21 protein-coding genes are annotated in these 25,108 nt (G+C 60.1%); 10 read left to right on the plus strand and 11 right to left on the minus strand.

All coding sequences use genetic code 11. The annotated features are described in order from the left end of the window. Positions 1–7: 7 nt before the first annotated feature. The 4 genes from ACA049_RS16615 to ACA049_RS16630 all read right to left on the minus strand — a co-directional run bounded on the left by ACA049_RS16615 (position 8) and on the right by ACA049_RS16630 (position 4,785). Entirely contained in the window at positions 8–2,263 is a 2,256-nt protein-coding gene (locus tag ACA049_RS16615; RefSeq protein ID WP_497328396.1) for an Orn/Lys/Arg family decarboxylase, read from the minus strand. A 231-nt stretch (positions 2,264–2,494) separates the two neighbouring features. Beyond that, positions 2,495–3,253, minus strand: coding sequence for a DNA polymerase III subunit epsilon (gene dnaQ, locus ACA049_RS16620; protein ID WP_497328397.1), 759 nt, complete (start codon positions 3,251–3,253; stop codon positions 2,495–2,497). Between the two features lie 229 nt (positions 3,254–3,482). After that, on the minus strand, positions 3,483–3,935 hold the full coding sequence (rnhA, locus tag ACA049_RS16625; protein WP_008028618.1) for a ribonuclease HI: 453 nt from the start codon (positions 3,933–3,935) through the stop codon (positions 3,483–3,485). A gap of 91 nt (positions 3,936–4,026) precedes the next feature. Continuing rightward, on the minus strand, positions 4,027–4,785 hold the full coding sequence (locus ACA049_RS16630; protein WP_497328398.1) for a class I SAM-dependent methyltransferase: 759 nt from the start codon (positions 4,783–4,785) through the stop codon (positions 4,027–4,029). A gap of 65 nt (positions 4,786–4,850) precedes the next feature. Between ACA049_RS16630 and gloB the strand changes: the two genes are divergently transcribed. The 8 genes from gloB (at position 4,851) to fabI (ending at position 15,657) form a co-directional block, all read left to right on the plus strand. Further along, the gene (gene gloB, locus ACA049_RS16635) at positions 4,851–5,618 is read left to right on the plus strand and encodes a hydroxyacylglutathione hydrolase (protein ID WP_497328399.1); all 768 of its coding nucleotides are present in this window, start codon (positions 4,851–4,853) and stop codon (positions 5,616–5,618) included. A gap of 99 nt (positions 5,619–5,717) precedes the next feature. Next, positions 5,718–7,172, plus strand: a complete 1,455-nt coding sequence (locus ACA049_RS16640; RefSeq protein ID WP_497328400.1) for a transglycosylase SLT domain-containing protein — start codon at positions 5,718–5,720, stop codon at positions 7,170–7,172. A 288-nt stretch (positions 7,173–7,460) separates the two neighbouring features. Further along, positions 7,461–9,293 carry an extracellular solute-binding protein gene (locus ACA049_RS16645; RefSeq protein WP_497328401.1) on the plus strand — a complete coding sequence of 611 codons (1,833 nt, stop codon included), beginning with the start codon at positions 7,461–7,463 and terminating at the stop codon, positions 9,291–9,293. Next, positions 9,290–11,131: an extracellular solute-binding protein gene (locus tag ACA049_RS16650; RefSeq protein ID WP_497328402.1), complete on the plus strand. Its 1,842-nt coding sequence runs from the start codon at positions 9,290–9,292 to the stop codon at positions 11,129–11,131. The genes ACA049_RS16645 and ACA049_RS16650 overlap by 4 nt, the downstream gene beginning before the upstream one ends. Positions 11,132–11,134: 3 nt before the next feature. Then, on the plus strand, positions 11,135–12,208 hold the full coding sequence (locus ACA049_RS16655) for a microcin C ABC transporter permease YejB (protein ID WP_497328403.1): 1,074 nt from the start codon (positions 11,135–11,137) through the stop codon (positions 12,206–12,208). Position 12,209: 1 nt separating this feature from the next. After that, a complete protein-coding gene (locus ACA049_RS16660) occupies positions 12,210–13,229 on the plus strand; it encodes an ABC transporter permease (RefSeq protein WP_497328404.1) in 1,020 nt (339 codons plus the stop codon). Between the two features lies 1 nt (position 13,230). Beyond that, positions 13,231–14,841, plus strand: a complete 1,611-nt coding sequence (locus ACA049_RS16665; RefSeq protein WP_497328405.1) for an ABC transporter ATP-binding protein — start codon at positions 13,231–13,233, stop codon at positions 14,839–14,841. A 21-nt stretch (positions 14,842–14,862) separates the two neighbouring features. Next, positions 14,863–15,657: an enoyl-ACP reductase FabI gene (gene fabI, locus ACA049_RS16670; protein WP_008152082.1), complete on the plus strand. Its 795-nt coding sequence runs from the start codon at positions 14,863–14,865 to the stop codon at positions 15,655–15,657. Positions 15,658–15,756: 99 nt separating this feature from the next. Here fabI and ACA049_RS16675 read toward each other — a convergent pair whose 3' ends face one another. Both ACA049_RS16675 and ACA049_RS16680 read right to left on the minus strand, forming a co-directional pair. Next, positions 15,757–16,986, minus strand: a complete 1,230-nt coding sequence (locus tag ACA049_RS16675) for an NHL repeat-containing protein (protein WP_497328406.1) — start codon at positions 16,984–16,986, stop codon at positions 15,757–15,759. Positions 16,987–17,181: 195 nt separating this feature from the next. Next, positions 17,182–18,048 carry a LysR family transcriptional regulator gene (locus ACA049_RS16680; RefSeq protein ID WP_497328407.1) on the minus strand — a complete coding sequence of 289 codons (867 nt, stop codon included), beginning with the start codon at positions 18,046–18,048 and terminating at the stop codon, positions 17,182–17,184. A gap of 115 nt (positions 18,049–18,163) precedes the next feature. On the opposite strand from ACA049_RS16680, the gene ACA049_RS16685 reads away from it, so the two are divergent. Both ACA049_RS16685 and ACA049_RS16690 read left to right on the plus strand, forming a co-directional pair. After that, positions 18,164–18,589, plus strand: a complete 426-nt coding sequence (locus ACA049_RS16685) for a VOC family protein (protein WP_497328408.1) — start codon at positions 18,164–18,166, stop codon at positions 18,587–18,589. Then, positions 18,586–19,863, plus strand: coding sequence for an amidase (locus ACA049_RS16690; RefSeq protein ID WP_497328409.1), 1,278 nt, complete (start codon positions 18,586–18,588; stop codon positions 19,861–19,863). Before ACA049_RS16685 ends, ACA049_RS16690 begins: the two co-directional genes overlap by 4 nt. Here ACA049_RS16690 and ACA049_RS16695 read toward each other — a convergent pair. The 5 genes from ACA049_RS16695 to ACA049_RS16715 all read right to left on the minus strand — a co-directional run bounded on the left by ACA049_RS16695 (position 19,854) and on the right by ACA049_RS16715 (position 25,014). After that, positions 19,854–20,447, minus strand: a complete 594-nt coding sequence (locus tag ACA049_RS16695; RefSeq protein WP_497328410.1) for a GGDEF domain-containing protein — start codon at positions 20,445–20,447, stop codon at positions 19,854–19,856. The two genes, ACA049_RS16690 and ACA049_RS16695, sit on opposite strands and share 10 nt — an antisense overlap. A 74-nt stretch (positions 20,448–20,521) precedes the next feature. Continuing rightward, positions 20,522–21,100 carry a hypothetical protein gene (locus ACA049_RS16700; protein WP_497328411.1) on the minus strand — a complete coding sequence of 193 codons (579 nt, stop codon included), beginning with the start codon at positions 21,098–21,100 and terminating at the stop codon, positions 20,522–20,524. Position 21,101: 1 nt separating this feature from the next. Continuing rightward, positions 21,102–23,270: a xanthine dehydrogenase family protein molybdopterin-binding subunit gene (locus ACA049_RS16705; protein ID WP_497328412.1), complete on the minus strand. Its 2,169-nt coding sequence runs from the start codon at positions 23,268–23,270 to the stop codon at positions 21,102–21,104. 24 nt (positions 23,271–23,294) lie between these two features. Further along, positions 23,295–23,750, minus strand: coding sequence for a (2Fe-2S)-binding protein (locus ACA049_RS16710; RefSeq protein WP_054615082.1), 456 nt, complete (start codon positions 23,748–23,750; stop codon positions 23,295–23,297). 418 nt (positions 23,751–24,168) lie between these two features. Further along, positions 24,169–25,014 (minus strand): oxidoreductase, encoded by an 846-nt coding sequence (locus ACA049_RS16715; RefSeq protein WP_497328413.1) that lies wholly within the window; start codon positions 25,012–25,014, stop codon positions 24,169–24,171. Between the last annotated feature and the right edge of the window lie 94 nt (positions 25,015–25,108).

The following is a 25,108-nucleotide window of genomic DNA, read 5'->3' on the forward strand; positions in this document are numbered from 1 at the left end:
AAGGTCCTCATTCCTTGATGCAATCAACGGTGTAATGCCGTCCATTGCCCTCATCTTCGTGTTGCAGTCCATGCACATCAGCGACAAACCCGGGGAAGCTACTGTCGAACGTGCGAGCAAACGACAGGTAATCGATGATCGACCGGGTCGACTCGGTAAACCGCTCGCCCGGCATGATCAACGGGATGCCTGGCGGATACGGAACCAGCATCACAGCGGCAATTCGTCCTGCCAGGGCATCGATCGACACCGCCTCCACTTCGCCGCGCACCAAATGATCATAGGCGTCAGCCGGCTTCATGGCGATTTCCGGCAGCACGGTGTACATGCGTTTGAGGTGTTTGGCCGTGGCATTGCTGCGATAACAGGCGTGCAGTTGATCGCACAGATCCCGCAAGCCCATGCCCTGATACCGTGCGAGGTTCTGTTGCGCCACGCACGGCAGGCACGTCGCCAGGCTGACGTTGGCGTCGTAACTGCGCTTGAATTCCAGCAACTCGGTCAGCAGCGTGCTCCACTTGCCTTTGGTAATGCCCATCGAGAACAGCACCAAAAATGAATACAGGCCGGTCTTCTCGACTACCAGCCCACGCTCCCAAAGGAACTTGCTGACCACCGCAGCCGGAATCCCGCGCTCGCTCAGTGCGCCGCCCGCCGTCAGACCGGGCATCACCAGGGTGACTTTGATCGGATCGAGCAACACGTAGTCGTCGGTCACGCCACCGAAGCCATGCCAGTCGGCGTCGGGTTGCAGCAACCAGTCTTCAGTGACCACACGCTCGATGCCTTCCACCGACGGTGGCTGCCAGATGGAAAACCACCAGTCGTCCGCAGCAATGTGCTGGCGCAGATTGGCCAGGGCCCGGCGAAAACTCAGCGCCTCGTCGAACATTTCCTGCAACAGCGAACGTCCGGCCGGGCCTTCCATCATCGCCGATGCCACGTCCAGCGAAGCGATGATGCTGTACTGCGGCGACGTCGAGATGTGCATCATGAACGCTTCATTGAAGCGATCGCGGTCCAGTTGCCGCGCCCCGCCGTCCTGGACATGAATCATCGAGGCCTGGCTGAACGCGGCCAGCAGTTTGTGCGTGGAATGGGTGGTGAATACCAGCGGGCTGTCTTCGCCACGGGAGGTGCCCATGCCGTAACGACCGGCGAAAAACTCGTGGAACGCCGCGTAGGCATACCAGGCCTCGTCGAAATGCAGGACCTCGACGCTGTTGCCCAGTTGCTGCTTGATCAACTCGGCGTTGTAACAGAGGCCGTCGTAGGTCGAATTGGTCACCACCGCCAGCTTGACCTTGGGCTCCCGGCCTTGGGTCAGCGGGCTGGCGTCGATCTTGGCCTGAATCGATTCGCGACTGAATTCGCTCAGCGGGATCGGGCCGATGATCCCCAGCTCATTGCGCTCCGGACACAGGTACAGCGGAATCGCGCCGGTCATGATGATCGAGTGCAGCACCGACTTGTGGCAGTTGCGGTCCACCAGCACCAGGTCGTCGCGAGCGACCATCGAGTGCCAGACAATTTTGTTGGCGGTCGAGGTGCCATTGATCACGAAAAAGGTGTGGTCGGCGCCGAAATTGCGCGCAGCCCTGGCTTCTGCCTCGGCCAGCGGGCCGGTGTGATCGAGCAAGGAGCCCAGTTCCGGCACCGAGACCGACAAGTCCGAACGCAGGGTGTTTTCCCCGAAAAACTGGTGAAACGCCTGGCCGACCGGGCTCTTGTGATACGCCACACCGCCGCCATGACCGGGGGTGTGCCAGGAATAATTGGAATCGGCAGTGTGTTGCACCAGCGCCTTGAAAAAGGGCGGAAGCAAACCATCAAGGTATTTACGCGCCGCACGAGCGACTTGCCGGGCCAGAAAGGGCACGGTGTCTTCGAACAGATAGAGAATGCCGCGCAGTTGATTGAGCTCGGCCATGGCATCGGCCGGGGCGTTTTCCAGCGTCACCTGCTCGCCCAGCGCGAAGATCGGCAAGTCCGGCGCACGAACCCGCGCCAGGCCGATCAGCTCCGCCATATTGTGTAACAAATGCGAATGGGCGCTGGCGTCTTCGGCGGCAATCAACATGCAGGAAAGGCCGTGATGGGTCGAAGCGACCAGCCGCCCTTCGGTGTAGTCCACCGCCGAAACAATGCTGAAGCCTTCCTGCTCCAACTCCCGGGCGATGCCCCGCACGCGGTCACCGGCGACGGTGTCGGCCTTGATGTCGCGGTGGACGATCAACACCGGGAATTTCAAATCTTTATACATGAGGCTCAGTGTCCTGAGGCTGCAGACCGTGGCCTGCCAATATGCTCAGGGTAGAGGGTTGAAGCGGATGTGGCGAGCGTCGATGCACTGAAATGGGTCATCTGGGGCGTTGGGCATTGTCTGGATCAAAAGATCGCAGCCTCGTTCACTCGACAGCTCCTACAAGGGGAACGCAAAACCCATGTAGGAGCTGTCGAGTGAAACGAGGCTGCGATCTTTTCTTTAAAGGACCTACGCCTGCGCCTTGGCCTCGGCCAGTTGCTGCCACAGCGACGGAGCGCCGGCGGACTTGGCGATGGCTTCCAGGCGTGCCACGTGCCGGGCCAGGTCATCTTCGCTGGCAGGGATGATCCGGGTCGGTCGGCGATCGGCCGGCAAGCGGCGGATTTCGGTGGCGGAGTTGTCTGCACCTTCGCCGGAGCCGTTGCCGTCGGACGCATTACCGGCCAGCGACAGGCTGGTCTGGCCGCCGGTCATGGTCAGGTAAACGTCGGCGAGGATCTCGGAGTCGAGCAAGGCGCCGTGGAGTTCACGGCCGGAGTTGTCGACGCCATAACGTTTGCACAACGCATCGAGACTGTTGCGCTGCCCCGGGTGACGTTCCCGGGCCATCATCAAGGTGTCGAGGATCGAGCAATGTTGCGTGATGTCCGCACGATCGTGCTGGCCCATCAGGGCGAATTCGTTGTTGATGAAGCCAACGTCGAACGCCGCGTTATGGATGATCAGCTGCGCGCCCTTGATGAATTCGAAGAACTCATCGGCCACTTCATTGAAACGCGGTTTGCCCACGAGGAATTCGTTGGTGATGCCGTGGACGCCGATGGCGCCTTCGTCACTCTCGCGATCCGGTTGCAGGTAGACGTGGAAATGCCGGCCGGTCAGGCGCCGACCGATCAACTCGACACAACCGATTTCGATAATCCGGTGGCCGTCGGCCACCGGCATGCCGGTGGTTTCGGTATCGAGTACAACGGATCTGGTGGCCATCAGTGCTCAGCTCTCAACGGGTCAATCGTGCAAAAGCGGCGATATTAACACGCCGCGCCGCCAGGTCGACTGATGCGGTGAACACGACCCCCTGTAGGAGCTGTCGAGTGAAACGAGGCTGCGATCTTTTGACTTTGATCTTTTTAAAAGCAAGATCAAAAGATCGCAGCCTCGTTTCACTCGACAGCTCCTACACAGCTCCTACACAGCTCCTACAAGGGAATTGTGGTCAGGCTTGTTTGTAGCCGCGCACTTCGTCCACGCCACGGTTGGCCAATTGGTCGGCCCGTTCGTTGCCGTGGTGACCGATGTGCCCGCGCACCCATTTCCAGGTGACGTTGTGGCGGTTGACCTGCTCATCGAGCAGTTTCCACAAGTCAGCGTTTTTAACCGGTTCCTTCGCCGCCGTTTTCCAGCCGCGCTTCTTCCAGTTGTCCATCCATTCGTTGATGCCTTTCATCACGTACTGGGAGTCGGTCACCAGCAGCACGTCGCAGGAACGCTTGAGCTCTTCCAGGCCGCGGATCGCGCCCATCAGCTCCATGCGGTTGTTGGTGGTATTGGCTTCGCCGCCCCACAGTTCCTTTTCAACGCCTTTGCACACCAGCAATGCGCCCCAGCCGCCCGGGCCAGGGTTGCCTTTGCAGGCGCCGTCAGTGAAGAGTTCTACGCTATCGCTCATGCCAATCTATCCAGAAAATGCGGTGGCTCGCCGATCAGTGACCGACGATGCCCGAGGCCGGGTCGGACCCGGCCGGGAAATAAAGAGTGTATTACGGCTCGATGTTGCGACGGTTGACCTTGGCCATCGGCAATGGAATCAGCTTGCCCATCGGTTCACGCCGTTCCTGGCGGACGGGCCGCAAGCCCACAACGATCTTGCGCGCCACTAATAAATAGAAGCCGCCACCGGACAGTTGCCAGTCACCGGCCTTGCGTTCCCAACCGGCCAGGCGAGCCTGCCAGGCGGGTGACGCAAGCGGCGGACGATAGCACCCGAAGCGGCGTTTCTCCAGCGCGAAGCCCAGCAGATTCAGCCAGTCGCCGACCCGCGACGGCGAGATGCAGCGCGCCTTGCGTAAGCCGTCGTGGGCGAACACATGGCGCAAGCCCCAACTGCTCCAGGGATTGATCCCGATGATCAGCAGATGCCCACCGGGCCGTACGCTGCTCGCTGCTTCTCGCAGCAAACCGTGGGGCGACAGGCAGAAATCCAGACCGTGCTGCATCACCACCACATCTGCGGCATGCTCGCTCAACGGCCAGGCCTGCTCTTCGCAGACAATCTCGACACCCGGCAACGGCGCACCGAGCCGCACATTGCGCTGCACTTGCGGTGCGGACGGCGGCGTCTGGGCCGAAGGACCGTAATGCACCAGGTAGCCACCGAAGAAGCGCCCCAGCTCGTCTTCGAGCATGCGTCGTTCTTCGTCCAGCAGAAATTGCCCGATCGAGCCGGACAGCCATTCACGGGCCGCGCTGATCAAATTCAGCCACTCAGGATCGGCCTGAGCGAACGCTTTATCGGTCATTGCATTCTCCAACGCGCCAGGAAGTTCTAAGATGCGCCATTGTTTTCCGCTTGGCGAATCCGACGATGATACAGATCAGTGCCCTGCCCGCCTTCACCGACAACTACATCTGGTTGTTACAAGACCACAGCACCCAGCGCTGCGCCGTGGTCGATCCGGGCGATGCCGCGCCCGTGCAAGCCTGGCTGGCGGCACATCCGGGTTGGGTATTGAGCGATATCCTGGTCACTCATCACCATCATGATCACGTGGGCGGCGTCGAGCAGCTGAAAAAAGCGACAGACGCGACAGTCTACGGCCCGGCCAGCGAAACCATTCCGGCGCGGGACGTGGCGCTCAAAGACAACGACCGTGTCAGCGTGCTGGGCTGGGAGTTCGATGTATTCGCCGTGCCCGGACATACGTTGGGACATATCGCCTATTACCATCACGGCCTGCTGTTCTGTGGCGACACCCTCTTTGCTGCCGGTTGCGGGCGTTTGTTCGAAGGCACGCCGGAGCAGATGCACACCTCGCTGAGCCGCCTCGCCGCGCTTCCCGAAGACACGCTGGTCTACTGCACCCACGAATACACCCTGAGCAACCTGAAGTTTGCCGCAGCGGTCGAACCGGGCAATCCGCACACCGCCGCACGTCTGGAAAAAGTGACCGAGCAACGTGCAGCCGGAATCATGACGCTGCCCTCTACTCTGGCGCTTGAAAAGCAGACCAACCCGTTTTTGCGTGTCGACGAAACATCCGTTAAAGAAAAAGTGGACGAACGGAATGGAACCCAAAACCGGGCTCCGAGTGCGGTCTTTGCTGCTCTTCGGGCTTGGAAAGATAAGTTCTAACCGGGCGCTCCGCTGGTACAAAAATTCTGAATGGTTGACCGCAGGGGGTACGCTTTCTAGAATCGCCCGACATTTTTGCCCGGAACTTACTTCCAGCCAATGTCGTCATCTATTCGTAAAGCCATCAATTCAGACGCATTGACCCGCCTGGCTCAAGCCATCGCGGTGGCTGTGTCCGCCACTCTGGCGGGCTGTTCCAGCCATGTGCCGCAGACCGAAGCGACACACGTTCCGAATATTGCCGCGCGAGCCAAGCAGAAACCTATCTGGCTCAGCGAGAAACCTACACCGCAAATACCGCAGGACGTCTGGGAGCGCATGCGCCAGGGCTTCCAGCTGCAGGACAACCTGGGCGTCAACCCGCGCATCGAGCAACAGCGCCTGTGGTTCGCCAGCAACCCGTCCTTCCTTGAAAACGCCGGCGAACGCGGCAGTCTCTACATTCACTACATCGTCGAACGCCTTGAAGAGCGCAACATGCCGCTGGAACTGGCGCTGCTGCCAGTGATTGAAAGCGCCTACAACCCGATGGCCTATTCCCGGGCCGACGCGGTGGGCCTTTGGCAATTCATTCCTTCCACCGGCCGTTACTTCAACCTGCGTCAGACCCGTTTCTATGATGGCCGTCGCGACATCACTGCCTCGACCACCGCGGCCATGGATTACCTGACCCGCCTGCACGACATGTTCAACGGCGACTGGTTGCTGGCCCTCGCGGCCTACAACGCAGGTGAAGGCACGGTCAGCCGCGCCATCGAGCGCAACGAGAAACTCGGCCTGCCGACCGATTACTGGAACCTGCCGCTGCCAGCGGAAACCCAGGCTTATGTGCCGAAGCTGCTGGCCTTGTCCCAGGTCGTGCTGGCTCCCGAAGCCTACGGCGTGAACCTCAACCCGATCGCCAACGAACCGTACTTCCAGGTCGTCGAAATCAACCAGCGCATGGACCTGTCCAAGGTTGCCGCGGTGGCCAACATCGACGAAGACGAACTGTTCCAGCTCAACCCGGCCTTCAAGCAGCGCACCACCATCGACGGTCCCCAGCATTTGCTGGTGCCAACGTCCAAGGCACAGTTGCTGACCGCCAGCCTCTCGACCATGCGTCCTGAAGAGTTGATCAGCAAGAAGTCGCTCAAGCCGGTCTTCGAAGGTGCTGATGAATCCGAAATTGCCAGCCTCAAACGTGCCTACCGTGTAAAACGCGGCGACAACCTGGCTGCCATCGCCAAGGCCAACAAGGTCGACGTCAAGGACTTGCAGCGCTGGAACAAGATGACCGGCAAGAACCTCAAGGTCGGCCAAACCCTGGTGATGCAGGACACTGCCAAGCGCAGCAGCGGTCGCGTCAACACCGTCGTGGCAGCGAACAGCAAAACCAGCAGCAAGGCGTCCAAGGAAAAGCCGCAGACCCAATACAAGGTCCAGCAAGGCGACTCGCTGTACATGGTCGCCAAGCGTTTCAACGTTGAAATGCAGCACCTCAAGCGCTGGAACCCGCGCGTCGGCCAGGCGTTGAAGCCTGGGCAGATGTTGACGGTGTCTTCGCCACGCTAAAAACGAGCCCCTGAATTCAGGGGCTTTTTTTTGCCTGTAACCCGGATCGTCTGGCGAGAATGCGATGCCCTGTGGGAGCGGGCTTGCTCGCGAAAGCGGTGTGTCAGCCAACATAAATGTTGAATGTACAACCGCTTTCGCGAGCAAGCCCGCTCCCACAGGTTATGCGATGGGCAGTGCTATCGCGCCAGCCATTAGCAGCGCATTAAGCCCCTGTCTTTTTCCTGTCGATACAAGCTGTTACTGTACGGCCCACAAAGCCCAAGCCGCCTGGATCGGATCTCTGACTTGAAGCGTCCCCTCCTCCTCTTCCTGATCAGCCTGGCCTTGAGCTCCCCCGCAAGCGCGACGATCAGCGAAAGCCATGGTTATGCGCAGTTCGGCACGCTCAAGTACCCGGCCAGATTTACCCACTTCGACTGGGTTAACCCGCAAGCGCCCAAGGGCGGTACGTTGCGGGTGATGGCGTTTGGCACCTTCGATACGCTCAATCCCTACACGTTCAAGGGCTCAAGCCCGGTTTCCACCCCCAATTTCCTGCAATACGGCATCAACGAGCTCAACGAACCGTTGATGGTCGGCACCGGCCAGTACGCGCCGTCCGGCGATGAGCCGACCTCCAGTTACGGCCTGATCGCCCAATCGGTGGAATTCAGCGAAGACCGCAGCTGGGTGGTGTTCAACCTGCGCCCCGAGGCGCGGTTCCACGATGGCACGCCGATTACCGCCTACGACGTTGCGTTCTCCTACCGCTTGCTGCTCAAGGAAGGTCATCCGCAATACCGCACCAGCCTTCAGGAAGTGTTGCGGGTCGACATCCTCAATCCGCAGCGCATTCGATTCGTCTTCAAGCGCGCCGGCAATCCGTTGCAGATCCTGCGCCTGGGTGAATTGCCGGTGCTGCCGCAGCATTACTGGAAAGGTCGTGATTTCAAGGCCACCACCTTCGAACCGCCACTGGGCAGCGGGCCGTACCGCATCACGTCGGTCACGCCTGGACGGCAGATCATTTTCGAACGGGTCAAGGATTACTGGGGCAAGGACCTGCCGGTCAATCGCGGCAAATACAACGTCGACCGCATGGAAGTCGAGTTCTACCGCGACAGCGATGTGGCCTTCGAAGCCTTCAAGGCCGGCGAATTCGACATCTACATCGAACACCAGGCGAAGAACTGGGACAACGGTTACAACTTCCCGGCCGTGCGCCGCGGCGACGTGATCAAGGCACAGATCCCGCACCAGATCCCGACCCAGACCCAAGGCCTGTTCATGAACAGCCGCCGCCCGACGTTCTCCGAGACCAAGGTCCGTGAAGCGCTGGGGCTGATGTTCGACTTCGAGTGGACTAACCGCACGCTGTTCAGCGGCGCCTACAAACGCGCCATGAGTTATTACCCCAACAGTGAATTCTCCGCCACCGGTCTGCCGGTCGGTCACGAATGGCTGATGCTCAAGCCGTATCGCGAGCAGTTGCCTGCCAAGCTCTTCACCGAGCCCTTCAGCCTGCCGAAGACCGAAGGACGCGGCATTCCCCGGGAAACCATGCGCAAGGCCCTGGCGCTGCTCGCAGAGGCGGGCTGGAAGCTCAATGGGCAACGGATCGAGAACGCCAAAGGCCAGCCGCTCAAGCTTGAGATCCTGTTGGTCAATCCGAACCTGGAGCGCATTCTCCAGCCTTACGTCGAGAACCTCGCCAGCATCGGCATCGACGCGAGACTGCGTACGGTCGATCGCGCCCAGTACAAACAACGCCTCGATCAGTTCGATTTCGACATGATCCTGATGACGCTCAACCAGACCCTCAGCCCGGGCCTGGAGCAATGGCAGTATTTCCATTCCAGCCAGGTCGGGGTCAAGGGCAGTAAAAACTACGCCGGCATCGCCAACCCGGTGGTCGATCACTTGCTTGAGCAATTGCTCGCCGCGCAAACCCGCGACGAACAAGTCGCCGCCGGCAAAGCCCTCGATCGGGTCTTGTTGTGGCAGCACTACATCATTCCCAACTGGTACCTCAATTATCACCGCCTGGCTTACCGCAACCGGTTCGCCTTCGTCACTACGCCGCCCTACACCCTGGGCCTCTCCGCGTGGTGGCTGAAATCTTCGGAGAAAGATCGATGAAACCCGTACGCGCCCTGCTGTTGCAGGCCAGCGGTCTGCTGTTCGCCGGGCTGGCCTGCGCCGCCCCGCAACATGCCGTGACCCTGTACAACGAGCCGCCGAAATACCCGGCCGACTTCAAGCATTTCGACTACGTGAACCCCGACGCGCCCAAGGGCGGGATCTTCCGCCAGGCCGGGTTCGGTGGCTTCGACAGCCTCAACCCGTTCATCAGCAAAGGCGTGCCGGCCGACGACATCGGCATGATCTACGACACCCTCGCCAAACAGGGTCTGGACGAACCGTTCACCGAGTACGGATTGGTCGCCGGCAAAATCGAGAAAGCCCCGGACAACAGCTGGGTACGTTTCTACCTGCGTCCGGAAGGTCGCTTCCACGACGGCCATCCGATCCGCGCCGAAGACGTGGTGTTCAGCTTCCAGATGCTGACCAAGGACGGCGCCCCGCTCTATCGCGGTTACTACAGTGATGTCGAGGAAGCGGTCGCCGAAGACCCGCTCACCGTGCTGTTCAAGTTCAAACACAGCAACAACCGCGAACTGCCGCTGATCCTCGGCCAGTTGCCGGTGTTGCCGAAGCACTGGTGGGCAAACCGTGACTTCAACAAAGGCAACCTTGAAATCCCGCTGGGCAGCGGCCCCTACAAAGTCACCGAAGTAAAGGCCGGGCGCTCGATACGCTATGAGCGGGTCAAGGATTACTGGGGCAAGGACCTGCCGGCCAACCGTGGTTTCTACAATTTCGACGTGATGACCACCGATTACTACCGCGACAACACGGTGGCGCTGGAAGCCCTCAAGGCCGGGCAGTTCGATTACTGGCTGGAGATGAGCGCGAAGAACTGGGCCAACGCCTACAACATCCCGGCGGTCACCGAAGGCCGATTGAACAAGGAACAGATCCCCAACGGCAACCCGACCGGCATGCAGGGTTTTGTCTTCAACCTGCGCCGTCCGGTGTTCCAGGACGTGCGCGTGCGCCAGGCGCTCACGTTGTTGATGGACTTTGAATGGACCAACAAGCAACTGTTCAATGGCGCCTACGTGCGTACCCGCAGTTTCTTCGAAAACTCGGAAATGGCCGCGACCGGCCTGCCCGACGCCGCTCAACTGGCGATCCTCGATCCGTTCCGCGGCAAGATTCCCGAACAGGTGTTCACCGAGGCCTTCCAGAACCCGGTGACCGACGCCAGCGGCATGATCCGCACGCAGCAGCGCAAGGCCTATCAGCTGTTGCAGGAAGCCGGTTGGCGGATCGTCGACGACAAGATGGTCGACGCCACCGGCAAACCGGTGACTATCGAATTCCTGCTGGCCCAGACCGAATTCGAACGGGTGCTGCTGCCGTTCAAGCGCAACCTCAGCGATCTGGGCATTGACCTGGTGATTCGCCGGGTCGACGTCTCGCAGTACATCAACCGCGTGCGTTCACGGGACTTCGACATGATCGTCGGCAGCTTCCCGCAGTCCAACTCGCCGGGTAACGAACAGCGTGAATTCTGGATGTCTGCCGCCGCCGACAAACCCGGCAGCCGCAACTCCATGGGCCTTAAAGACCCGGTGGTGGACCAACTGGTCGAACAGTTGATCAACGCCGACTCGCGCAACAGTCTGGTGGCCCACGCCCGGGCACTGGACCGTGTGCTGCAATGGGGCTATTACGTGATTCCCAACTGGCACATCAAGACCTGGCGCGTGGCGTACTGGAACCACATCGGTCACCCGAAAGTCTCTCCCAAGTACGACATCGGCACGAACACCTGGTGGGTCAAGCCCGATGCGAAACCTGCGGTAGAAGTCGAAACCAAACTGCAAGCCGACCCTGCGGGCACGGAGTAATCAATGCTGGCGTATATTTTTCGGCGACTGCTGCTGATCATTCCGACCTTGCTCGGCATTTTGCTGATCAACTTCGTGATCATCCAGGCCGCTCCCGGCGGGCCGGTGGAGCAGATGATCGCCAAGCTCGAAGGCTTCGAAGGCGCCACCAGCCGCATTGCCGGCGGCGGTGCCGAAGTCTCGGTGGCCGGCTCCGCCTACCGCGGCGCGCAGGGCCTGGACCCGATGCTGGTCAAGGAAATCGAGCACATGTACGGCTTCGACAAATCGGCGCCGGAACGCTTGTGGATCATGATCAAGAACTACGCCACCCTGGATTTCGGCGACAGCTTCTTCCGCGACGCCAAGGTCATCGACCTGATCAAGGAAAAGATGCCGGTGTCGATCTCGCTCGGGCTGTGGAGCACGCTGATCATGTACCTGGTGTCGATCCCGCTGGGGATCGCCAAGGCGACGCGACACGGCAGCCACTTCGACGTCTGGACCAGTTCGCTGATCATCGTCGGCTACGCGATCCCGGCGTTCCTGTTCGCCATCCTGCTGATCGTGGTGTTTGCAGGCGGCAGCTATTTCGACTGGTTCCCGTTACGGGGGCTGACGTCGAACAATTTCGATGAACTGAGCACTGGCGGCAAAATCCTCGATTACTTCTGGCACCTGGCATTGCCGGTGACCGCATTGGTGATCGGCAACTTCGCGACCATGACCCTGCTGACCAAAAACAGCTTCCTCGACGAAATCAACAAACAATACGTGGTCACCGCCAAGGCCAAGGGCCTGACCAATCACCGCGTGCTTTACGGTCACGTGTTCCGCAATGCCATGCTGCTGGTGATCGCGGGCTTCCCATCGGCGTTTATCGGGATCTTCTTCACCGGCTCGCTGCTGGTGGAAGTGATTTTCTCCCTGGACGGCCTCGGCCTGATGAGTTTCGAAGCGGCGATCAACCGCGATTACCCGGTGGTGTTCGGCACGCTGTTTATCTTCACCTTGCTCGGTCTGGTGGTGAAACTGATCGGCGACCTGACCTACACCTTTGTCGATCCGCGCATCGACTTCGAAAGCCGGGAGCATTGAGATGAATCTGTCCCCGCTCAATCGCCGACGTTTTGAACTGTTCAAGGCCAACAAGCGTGGCTGGTGGTCGCTGTGGCTGTTTCTGGTGCTGTTCGGCCTGAGCCTCGGTGCCGAGCTGATTGCCAATGACAAACCGCTGGTGGTGCACTACGACGACGGCTGGTATTTCCCGGCGATCAAGCGCTACCCGGAAACCGCGTTCGGCGGCGAATTTCCGCTGGAAGCCAACTACAAGAGTCCGTACATCCGCGAATTGCTGAAAGCCAAGGACGCCTGGGTGCTGTGGGCGCCGATTCCCTACAGCTACCAAAGCATCAATTACGACCTGAAAGTCCCTGCGCCCGCGCCGCCTTCAGCCGACAACCTTCTAGGCACCGACGATCAGGGCCGCGATGTGTTGGCGCGGGTGATTTACGGCTTCCGGATTTCGGTGCTGTTTGCCCTGACCCTGACCATTCTCAGCTCGATCATCGGCGTGATTGCCGGGGCCTTGCAGGGGTTCTATGGTGGCTGGGTGGATCTGGCCGGGCAGCGTTTTCTGGAGATCTGGTCCGGGTTGCCGGTGTTGTATCTGCTGATCATCCTCGCCAGTTTCGTGCAGCCGAACTTCTGGTGGCTGCTGGGGATCATGCTGCTGTTCTCGTGGATGAGCCTGGTGGACGTGGTGCGCGCCGAGTTTCTTCGCGGGCGTAACCTGGAATACGTGCGCGCGGCCCGCGCGCTGGGGATGCAGAACGGCGCGATCATGTTCCGCCACATCCTGCCCAACGCCATGGTCTCGACCATGACCTTCATGCCGTTCATTTTGACCGGCGCCATCGGCACGCTGACCGCCCTCGACTTCCTGGGCTTCGGCTTGCCACCGGGCGCACCGTCCCTGGGTGAACTGGTGGCCCAGGGCAAATCCAACCTGCAAGCGCCGTGGCTCGGTATGAGCGCGTTCGCCGTGCTGGCGTTGATGTTGAGTTTGCTGGTGTTTATCGGCGAATCCGCTCGCGATGCCTTCGACCCGAGGAAGTGAAATGAATCAGGACAATCTGATCGAAGTGCGCGACCTGGCCGTCGAATTTGTCGTCGGCGATCACTGTCAGCGAGTGGTGGAAGGCGTCAGCTTCGACATCAAGCGTGGTGAAACCCTGGCGCTGGTCGGCGAAAGCGGCTCCGGCAAATCAGTGACCGCGCACTCGATCCTGCGACTGCTGCCCTACCCGCTTGCCCGTCATCCGTCGGGAACCATCGAGTATGCCGGGCAAAACTTGCTGAGTCTGAAAGAGAAAACCATCCGCCATATCCGCGGCAACCGGATCGCGATGATCTTCCAGGAGCCGATGACCTCGCTTAATCCACTGCACTCGATCGAGAAGCAGATCAACGAGGTGCTGGGCATTCACAAGGGCCTGATCGGCAAGGTCGCGACCAAGCGTACGTTGGAGTTGCTGGAAATGGTCGGCATTCCTGAGCCGCACAAGCGCCTCAAGGCCCTGCCGCACGAGTTGTCCGGTGGCCAGCGTCAGCGGGTGATGATCGCGATGGCACTGGCCAACGAGCCCGAACTGCTGATCGCCGACGAGCCGACCACCGCGCTGGACGTGACCGTTCAGCTGAAAATCCTCGAATTGCTCAAGGAATTACAGGCCCGTCTGGGCATGGCATTGCTACTGATCAGTCACGATTTGAACCTTGTGCGAAGAATTGCGCATCGCGTATGTGTCATGCAGCGCGGTTGCATCGTCGAACAGGCATCGTGCGAAGAGTTGTTCCGCGCGCCGCAGCATCCGTACACTCGGGAACTGCTGGCAGCGGAGCCCAGCGGCAAGCCGGCGACCAACGTTATCGGCCCGCCGCTGCTGCAGGTCGAGGACCTGAAAGTCTGGTTTCCGATCAAGAAAGGCTTTCTGAAAAAGACCGTCGACCACATCAAAGCGGTGGACGGCATCAATTTCAGCCTGCCTCAGGGACAGACCCTGGGGATTGTGGGAGAAAGCGGTTCGGGCAAGTCGACGCTCGGTCTGGCGATTTTGCGGCTGATCGGCAGCAAAGGCGCCATCCGTTTTGAAGGCAAGCAGCTAGACTGCCTGACGCAGGCCGAGGTTCGGCCGTTGCGCCGGGAGATGCAGGTGGTATTCCAGGACCCGTTCGGCAGCCTGAGCCCGCGGATGTGCGTGAGCCAGATCGTCGGCGAAGGCCTGCGGATCCACAAGATGGGCACTGAGGCGGAACAGGAACAAGCGATTATTGCGGCATTGAAGGAGGTAGGCCTGGACCCGGAAACCCGGAACCGCTACCCCCACGAATTTTCCGGTGGGCAGCGGCAGAGAATCGCCATTGCCCGGGCATTAGTGCTAAAACCGGCGTTGATTCTGCTGGACGAGCCGACATCGGCCCTCGACCGCACCGTACAACGCCAAGTGGTGGAGCTGCTGCGTTCACTGCAAACCAAGTACAACCTGACGTATCTGTTTATCAGCCATGACCTGGCTGTCGTCAAGGCGCTGAGCCACCAGCTGATGGTGGTCAAGCATGGCCAAGTGGTCGAACAGGGAGACGCGCAAAGTATCTTTGCCGCCCCCCAACATCCGTATACACAGCAGTTGCTGGAAGCCGCTTTCCTGGCTCCGGCCACTGCGCAATAACCTGAAAGAGAGGAGCAACACATGGGTTTTCTCGCCGGTAAGCGCGTACTGATCGTCGGTGTCGCCAGCAAGCTGTCCATCGCATCCGGCATCGCTGCCGCCATGCATCGCGAGGGCGCTGAGCTTGCCTTCACTTATCAGAACGACAAACTCAAGGGTCGTGTCGAAGAGTTCGCACAGAGCTGGGGTTCCAACCCTGACCTGTGCTTCCCGTGCGACGTGGCCAGCGATGAAGAAATCGCCAAGGTCTTCGTCGAGCTGGGCAAGAAGTGGGACGGCCTGGATTGCATCGTGCACTCCGTCGGCTTCGCCCCGGGCGACCAACTGGACGGCGACTTCACCGAAGCCACCACCCGCGAAGGTTTCCGCATCGCTCACGACATCAGCGCCTACAGCTTCGTGGCCCTGGCCAAGGCCGGTCGCGAAATGATGAAAGGCCGCAACGGCAGCCTGCTGACCCTGTCGTACCTGGGCGCCGAGCGCACCATGCCGAACTACAACGTGATGGGCATGGCCAAGGCTTCGCTGGAAGCTGGCGTTCGTTACCTGGCCGGCTCCCTGGGCCCGGACGGCACCCGCGTCAACTGCGTATCGGCTGGCCCGATCCGCACCCTCGCCGCTTCCGGCATCAAGAACTTCCGCAAGATGCTGGCCGCCAACGAAGCGCAAACCCCGCTGCGTCGCAACGTCACCATCGACGAAGTCGGCAACGCCGGCGCCTTCCTGTGCTCGGACCTGGCGTCCGGCATCAGCGGCGAAATCATGTATGTAGACGGTGGCTTCAACACCACTGCGATGGGTAGCCTGGAAGAGTGATCTTCCACTAGCCACTAAAAAACCCGCCTCGATAGGCGGGTTTTTTTGTGCCCGGCATTTCAGGCTTGACGCAAATCCCCTGTGAGAGCGGGTTCGTATTTAGCTCTGGATACCCAGGACTTTCGGTTGCCGACCTTGAGGGGAGTCCAGATCGGCCGCGATAAAGATTCGATTGCCGGTGCGCTGGGCAACAATGTCATTGACGCGGCCTGCTTGCTGCCGAACGACTCCCGAGTCTCCAAAAGAAGTGTCGAGCACCCCGCCTTCGGTGATACGCAACCAGTACAGCTTCTGCTCAGGAAAATCCTCGCTCCCTCCGATCACGATTTTTTTATCCGGTTGTACGGCGATGGAAGGTATGTTTAAAAAGCCGGTATTCAAATCAACCACCAGCGTCGTTCCACCGTTAAAGGACGGATCCTTCGTGCCATTACCCAGCACCCGTTGCACGGCGATATAACCTTTGCCATCGTTATCGATCGACGTGACTGCTGCCATGACTATCTTGTAGCCATCCACTGCCATCGCGCCGAAATTGGTGAAATCATCATTCTCCCAAAAACCGCCCATACCGAAGGTCGTGTCCAGCTTGCCATTCCGGTGATAACACGCCAAAGCTGCCCTCGATTCTGCCTGGTGCTGAGTCGAGCGATCAACGATCCCAAACACAACGATACGCCCGTCTGGCAAGACGGATAGGCTTAGGATCTTCGAAATCGGGCCGTTGAACCTGACTTCGATCATTCCTGAGTCGCCAAAGCCGATATCCGGCTTACCTTGATCATCAAGGCTGTAGACGCGACCTGCCGAATCGATGGTGTTGCCGTCGCTGTCGGCCAATTGGAAGCTTGAGCCAACTAAAACATGGTTGTCAGCAGTGAGACATCCCGTGGGTTCATACGTCTGCAAACCGTGGCCCGGAGGAACAGGATCGACGGGCAAAGGAAAAATTTCTGTGCCAAAGATTAAATCAGGACTTCCTGTTTCGTTGAATCGCGTAATCGCCGTCTGTTTGGTGAAGGGGCCACGACCCGTGTCACCAATCAACAGGAACTTGCCGTCTTCTCGAGCCAGTAAACGTGTAGGACTTTCAAATGCGCCTTTGGCGAAGTTCCACTCGAACGAGTCGAAGTCAGGGTCGGGAGTGCCGCCAGAAACGGCACGATAAACCCATTGGGAACTGCCTGCTTGAGCCACGTAAAGCAGTTCTCCGGCGGTTGTCTCAACGACACACTGAGACGAGCCTTGTGCAATATTGATCATGCCGTTGTCAGCAAATCCTGCATCCAGATCACCTGGTTTTTGCTCCCTGCTAGCGTGCGCTGTCATGCCGTCATCCTCTTGAAGTGTTGTTTCCAGGCAGTCAGGGGAATGCCACGAAACTATTCTTCCCGACGGCCGAGTCCGTTTGACAGCGCCACGATAGGGGGAAAACCGAACAAAACATCACTGTCAGAAATAACAGTTTTAGCGTCTTCAAGAGCCAAACTACATTCTTTGCAGGCCCTATCTGCGGTATCGGCTTCAGTCAGCGACTTGTGCGAGACAGTTGGCAAACAACTGCTGAATCGGCTGTGTGCGCTGGCTGTAGCGCTGCAACAAGACAATCTCCCGGTAGAACGTCAACTCGCCCAGCGCAATGATCCTGACCTTCGCCCCATGCTCAAGCCATAACCCGGCCTTGGGCAGCAGTGAAACGCCGAAGCCGCATTCGACCATCTTCACGATGGCCTCCAACTCATCCAGCTCCATCGCCACGTGCACATCAATCTGTTGTTCACGCAAAAATCGCGTAATCAGACGCCCACCGAATGAATTGCTGTCGTAACGCACGTGCGGGTGGTTCGCGAGAATCTGCAAGGGGTCATCGCCCTCAAGGTCCAGCGGCACGATCAACACAAACGGCTCCCGGCGGATCACTTGCGCCGACAGCTCCTTTGGCAGCTCGAACGGCGGCTTGATCAGGATCGCCAGATCCACCTCGCCGGTATCGACCTGACTCAGCAAACTCATCGACACGCCCGGCACCAGTTTCGGCTCCAGTAGCGGTGCCTGCTGCTTCAAGCGCAAAAATGCCTGGGGCAACAACCCGGTCTGGACCGTGGCCACCGCGCCAATCTTCAACTCGCCGCGGTATTCGCTGACGTCATCACTGACGGCCATCCGGCTAAACGTCGTGAGGATCTCCTGCGCCATCGGCAACGCCCGGTGCCCGGCGGCATTGAGAATCGCCTGACGCCCGGTGCGATCGAACAGGCGGATGCCCAGCGCCTGTTCCAGATTGCGTATTTGCGCGCTGACCGCCGACTGGGTCAGGCCGATGTGCATGCCGGCGGCCGCGAACGTGCCGTAGCGGGTGACGGCGATGAAGGTTTTCAATTCGCGCAGCATATAGCGTTCTCGATTGATCGAAATAATTTGATCTCGACGCAAAAACTATCGTCTTTCAATCGAAAATCATAGCGCTAAACTCAGCCTCATCTCCTGACAATCCGAGGCGAAACCGATGCAACTCTCCCCTTTTCACTTGGCCGTACCGGTTTACGATCTGGCCGCTGCCCGGCGCTTCTATGGCGAAATCTTTGGTCTTGAAGAAGGCCGCTCTAGTGACCACTGGGTTGATTTCAACTTTTTCGGCCATCAACTGGTGATTCACCTGGCCCCGAAAAATGCTTCTCAGGAATCGGCGCACACCAACGCCGTGGATGGCCATAACGTACCGGTGCCGCATTTCGGTGTGGTATTGGGGATGGCGGACTGGGAGGCGCTGGCCGAGCGTTTGAAAGGCCTTGGAACACGCTTTGTGATCGAGCCGGGCATTCGCTTTCAGGGTTTGGTCGGGGAGCAGGCGACGATGTTTCTGTTCGACCCCTGCGGCAACGCTTTGGAGTTCAAGGCGTTCAAGGACATCAACCAGTTGTTCGCCAAATGAACCGCCCGGCCCTTGACGCGACCACCCTCAGTGAAGCGGTGCTCAATGGCGATACGACCGCTGCTGCCATCGCCGAATCCTTTCTTCAGTGCATTCAGGCGCGGGAGCCGGAAATCCAGGCTTTCGTCTCGTTCGACGCCCAACAGGTACGGGCCGAAGCGGCGCAGAACAACGGCCGTGGCCTGCTGGCCGGCGTCCCCGTCGGCATCAAGGACATCTTCGACACCGCGGCCTGGCCCACGCAATTCTTCTCGCCCATCTACGCCGACCATCAACCGTCCCGGGACGCCCACGTGGTGACGCTGCTGCGCCAGGCCGGAGCGCTGATCATGGGCAAGACACACACCACCGAATTTGCCTACATGCACACCGGCCCGACCCGCAATCCCCACGACCTCGCGCGTACACCGGGCAGTTCCAGCGCGGGTTCGGCGGCCGGGATGGCCGCAGGTTTCTTTGCCTTGGCGCTGGGCACCCAAACCGCTGGATCGTTGCTCAAGCCGGCCTCCTACTGCGGCCTCTTTGCCTACAAGCCGTCCCTGGGGCTGGTGTCGCTCGAAGGGGTAAAGCCGTTGGCGCCAAGCTTCGACACGGTGGGCTGGTATGGACGATCGGTGCGCGATCTGCATCTTGTGGCGCGGGTGTTGATTCCCGGTTTTGTCGTGCCGGATATCGAGCGGCGGCCGCTACGGCTGGGTTTCTGCCGCACCGCGCGTTGGGATCAGGTGGACCCCGAGGTCGCCCGTGCTCTGGAGCAGGCTGCAGATCAGTTGCGCAGCGCTGGCCATCAGGTGAGCGACCTGGAGTTGCCCGACGAATTTGCCGGCGTGTTCGACGACCATCAGCTGATTAACGATTGCGAAGGCGCCCGCTCACTGGCCAAGGAGTTTCACCGCCACCGGGCTCAACTGAGCCCTTCGACACTGGACATGTTCGAGCGAGCGGCCGCGACCACCTGGGAGCAGGAATCCGCTGCCAAGGCGCGCCTGGCCACACTTGCACCATGCTTGAATGAGCGTTGCCAACCCTTCGACGCCATACTCGGCGCCTCTTGCGGGATGGTTGCGCCGATGGGCCTGGAAAGTACCGGACCGTCAGACTTCATCAAGTTCTGGGGGGCGTTTGGCTGGCCACAGGTGAACATTCCCCTGGTGCGCACCCAACCCATGTTGCCGGTCGGGCTACAGGTAATCGGCAAGTTCAGGGACGATGGCCGGTTGTTGCGAACGGCTGCGCAGGTTGCTGCGGTGTTGCAAGGCGCCGCTCAACACTGACCGGTGTCGTGCATCGCCTTGTCGGCGCGGGCCAGCAGGTCTTCCGCTGTCGGGTTTAACCGAGTATCACACTCGATCTGACCAATGCTGAAGTGAATGGCAAAACTGCGATTCGCCGTGGCATTGCGCTCGGCGAGTATTTCCTCGAGCCGGGCCATGATCGCGGACAGCTCCACCACACTGGCGCCCGTCAACAAGGCGCCAAACTCATCGTTGCCCAGGCGACCAATCACATCGCTTTCGCGAAAGGCGATACGCAGCACGTCAGCGAAGGTCTTCAAGGCGTGGTCGCCCTCGGCTCGCCCGTACAGATAGTTGATTCGCTTGAAATTATCGAGATCAAAGTACAGCAGCGTCGCCGGCAGACCCAACTGCTGGCAGGCGTCCAGCCCGTGTTGGGCCAGCGCGGTAAAACCGTGACGGTTGGGCAGCAGTGTCAACTCGTCCATGCTCGCCATCTGCACGCCCATCAGTTCTTGCTCGGCCTTGCGGGCCAGGTCACGCAGCAGCTCTCGCTCCTGCAATGGCGAACGTAACGGGTCTGTGCAAGCACCGCGCTTGACCGGTTTGCCTGGGATCAGCATTACTCACTCCATTGGCGGATATGTACTTTAGAGTCGTGCATACCCGGTTTGACTCCCTGTTAACGGACCGCCGGTCAACTACCCTGCACCGGACACGGTCCTCCAGCGTCCGCCCACAGCTTGAATTGAGTGACGAAAATGTCATGCGGCACCGGCACCGGCGCCCTTCCCTCACCCGGATTCCAGCCCCATAGCACCAGTTTGTCTTCGCTGACGTGCTTGATCAGCGCCGCGAAATCACGGTCACCATTACTGGAACGGTCCTTGATCATTGCGCACAATTTATCGGCCGGCAGCCCGATCCAGGCCATCTTGTGCGCCGCTGGCGGCAAGCTCCAATGCGGCGCCCCGGGTGGCGCATGCGGCCCGTAACTGGCGGGCGGATTGGCCTCGGCGTGACAGGTCGCGCAGGGCAAACCGGCCGCGCCCTTACCGTCCATACCGCGCACCACGTTCATCGCGTGTGGGATGCCAGCGTCAAACTGCAACGGCGAATCGCCCGGGATGTGACAGTTCTGGCAGCGCGGACTTTGAAAGACCTTCTGCACCGTATCAAACGCCTTGATGGCTTCCTTATCGTCAGCAAACAGGTCCTCGGCGTAGCCGACCAGGCCGATCAACACCACTGCACCCAGAATCAGATGTCGTTTCATGTCATACCCCCGACAGTTGCAACGGCAGTTCCCGCAAGCGCTGCCCGGTCAGGGCGAACACCGCGTTGGCCACTGCCGGCGCCGTGGGCGGGACACCGGCCTCGCCGATGCCGCCGGACCGTTCGGTACTCGGCACGATGTGCACTTCGACCACTGGCATTTCGTTGAGCCTCAGCACCTGATAGTCGTGGTAATTGGATTGCACCACCTGACCCTCCTTGAACGTCAGTTTGCTGTGCAAGGTAAAGCCGAGGCCGAAGGTGATGCAGGACTCCATTTGCGCCGCGATACTCATCGGGTTGACCGCAATCCCGCAGTCCACTGCGCACACCACCCGGTGCACACGGATTTTCAGATTGTCCTGCGACACTTCCGCAACCTGGGCCACGTAACTGCCGAAGGATTCGTGCACCGCCACACCCAGCGCATGGCCGTCCGGCAGTGGCGCCTTCCAGTTGGCTTTCTCGACGGCAAGGTTCAGTACGCCCAAATGTCGCGGATGCGCCTTGAGCAAGGTTCGTCGGTAGTCCACCGGGTCTTTGCCGGCCGCCTCCGCCAGTTCATCGATCAACGATTCCATGACAAACGCTGTGTGGCTGTGCCCCACCGAACGCAGCCACAACACGCTGATGCCAGTAGTCGGCGAATGCAGTTCCACCTGGTGATTGGCCATACCTTCGAGGTAAGGGCTGTCGGCGACGCCTTCGACCGAGGTCTTGTCGACACCGTCCTTGACCATCGTGGCTTCGAGCATGGTGCCGGCCATGATCGATTGACCGACCATTACATGCTTCCAGGCCATGGGCATGCCGCCGACGTCCAGGCCGATGCGTGCCTGATGCAGGAACATTGAGCGGTAGTAACCGCCACGCACGTCATCCTCCCGGGACCAGACGGTTTTTACCGGCTCGCCTGCCGCCTTGGCGACCTGCACGGCTTCTGCGACAAAGTCCGAGGTTGGATTGGCCCGACGACCGAAGCCGCCACCGAGGAATTCCGTGTGGATCTCGACCTGTTCGGGCTTGAGCCCGGTGATTTTGCCCGCGATCATTTGATCCAGGGTCTGGAACTGCGTGCCGGTCCAGATCTCGCACTTGTCCTTGCTGATTTTCACCGTGCAATTGAGCGGTTCCATCGGCGCGTGGGCCAGGTACGGCACGCTGTATTCGACGTCGACGGTCTTGGCCGCTTTGCCCAGCGCCGCAGTGGTATCGCCCGCCTTTATGGCCGAGATGCCAGGCGTGGCCGCGAGTTTGCGGAAGCTTTCCAGCAGTTTCTGACTGTCGAGGCCGGCGTTCGGTCCCGGATCCCAGTCAATTTTCAGCGCATCGCGGCCAAGCTTCGCCGCCCAGTAATGATCGGCAATCACCGCCACGCCCGTGGGCACCTGCACCACTTTATGGACGCCCGGCACGGCCAGCGCCTCGGCGCCTTCGAAGGATTTGACGCTGCCGCCAAACACCGGCGAACGGGCAACCATGGCGGTCATCAAGCCCTCGAATTGCACGTCCATGCCGAACTTGGCCCGGCCGGTGATTTTCTCCGGGGTGTCCAGGCGCTTGGTCGGTTTGCCGATGAGTTTCCAGTCCTTGGCCTCCTTGAACTTGATCGAGGCCGGATCCGGTACCGGTAGCTTGCCGGCGTCGTCCGCCAGTTCGCCGTAGGTCGCGCGGTTGTCGCCGGCAATGACCACGCCTGATTCGGTGTGAATCGCCGAGGGCGCGACGTTGAAACGCTTGGCGGCGGCCTCGATCAGCATCAAGCGCGCAGCCGCACCCGCCTGGCGGTAACGATCGAACTCCATCCAGGTCGAGGTCGAGCCGCCGGTGATCTGCATCCCGCCGAACCCTGCCATGCCGTAATCCGCCGCTGACGCGGGTGAATGTTCGACGCGGATTTTCGACCAGTCCGCGCCCAGTTCTTCGGCGATCAACATGGTCAGGCCGGTCCAGATGCCCTGGCCCATTTCCGAGTGGCCGAGCAGCACGGTGACGACGTTATCGTTGCCGATCCGCAAAAATGCATTGGGCGCAAAAACGTTTCCTTCGTTCTCCGCCCCCATGGCAAAGCGATGCGCGCCGGGAATGACGAACGCCACCACCAGACCACCGCCCAACAGTGCGCTGCCCTTGAGAAAACCGCGACGTGAAACCGGGTTGATGCTGTTCATGGTTCAGGCTCCCCTCACGTGGCATCAACCGATCTCGGCGGCGCGTTTGACCGCGGCACGGATCCTCGGGTAGGTGCCGCAGCGGCAGATATTGCCGGAGAGCGCCTGATCGATGTCGCTGTCGGTGGGTTTGGGGATCTTCGCCAGCAAGGCGGCGGCGGACATGATCTGCCCGGACTGGCAGTAACCGCACTGCACCACGTCGAGTTCGGCCCAGGCTTGCTGCACAGGATGCGAGCCGTCGGTAGACAGGCCTTCGATAGTGAGGATTTTTTGCCCGTGGGCCACTGCGGTGGCGGGCGTGATGCAGGAACGCAGCGGCGCGCCGTCGACATGCACGGTGCAGGCGCCGCACTGGGCCATGCCGCAACCGAATTTGGTGCCCGTCAGGTGCGCGACATCGCGCAGGACCCAGAGCAGCGGCATGTCCGCGGGGACATCCAGCGCCTGATCCTTGCCATTGATGTTCAGGGTCAGCATTGCGAATTTCCTCAGACTCACGGTGTTCTGAAGGGGCGTTTCTATGTAGACGTCGTCGTTTTCTGCAGGAGCGAGGCTTGCCCGCGAAGGGGTCTTTTCAGGCAAACCGAAGCATCGTTCTTCGCGAGCAAGCTTCGCTCCTACAAAAGCCGGCAGGTCTACGCGCCTTGGGTTATCCCTACAGCTAAGCGCAAAATGCCGGGGGAGACCGGTTCATCGACCACCGGTCACACAAGGAAGGGCTGACCGGGGTGCTTTGTAGCAGCTGTCGAGCCTGCGAGGCTGCGTCCGGCGACGAAGTCGTCGCAACCACTGTGAACACGGTTTTCCTGAGGCACCGCGGGGTCTGACTTCACGACGACTGCGTCGCCGAACGCGGCCTCACAGGCTCGGCAGCTGCTACGGACGGTGTTGAGACTTAGAAGTCGGTGGACACCGACACTTCACGCCACGTCTGCAACTCATCGGCGACGAAGGCGTTCTTGGCTTCGATCGCCGCAACGCAGTCACTGCCCAGCGGCAAGCGCAGCGGTGCTTTTTTCGCTTCCACCAAGGTGATCATGGTCTGGGCGAGCTTGTCCGGGTCGCCCGGCTGATTCAGGGTCACGGCCTTGGCAATTTTGCGCACCTCGCCCGCCGTGCTGTCGTAGTCGGCGATCGTCGACGGGGATTCAACCAGTGAATTACCCTCGAGGAATTCGGTCCGGAAATAACCAGGCTCAACCACGGTGACTTTGACTCCCAGCGGCGCCAGCTCGGCGTGCAGCGCTTCACTCAGGCCTTCGACGGCAAACTTGGTCGAGCAGTAAACGCCGAAGCCCGGCCCCGATGCATAACCGCCCACCGAGGACAGGTTGATCACATGCCCACTGCGGGCGGCGCGCATGTAGGGCAGAACGGCGCGAGTGACGTTGAGCAAGCCGAAGACGTTGGTTTCGTACACCCGGCGCACTTCATCGGCGCTGGCTTCTTCCACTGCGCCGAGCAAACCGAAGCCGGCATTATTGACCAGCACGTCGATGCGCCCGAAATGGTCGATGGCCGCCTTGGCGACCGCAACGCCTTGGGCTTCGTTGGTGACATCCAGGGACACCGCGAGCAACGCAGCTTGAGTGCCAAATCGCTGAGTGACGCTGCTGGCATCACGGGCGGTGGCCACCACCGCGTCGCCGTTGGCCAGTGCAGCGGCGGCGATCTTGGCGCCGATACCGCGGGAAGCGCCAGTGATGAGCCAGACACGTTTGAAGGTGTGGGAAGTAGTCATGATCGTGTTCCTTGTTTGGGTTGGGGTGAGCACAAGGTACGCAGGAAGATTGGTCGGAAAAATGCCCTCGTGTTACAAGCACTATGAAACTGTC

The sequence above is a fragment of the Pseudomonas sp. LBUM1662 genome (assembly GCF_059695915.1).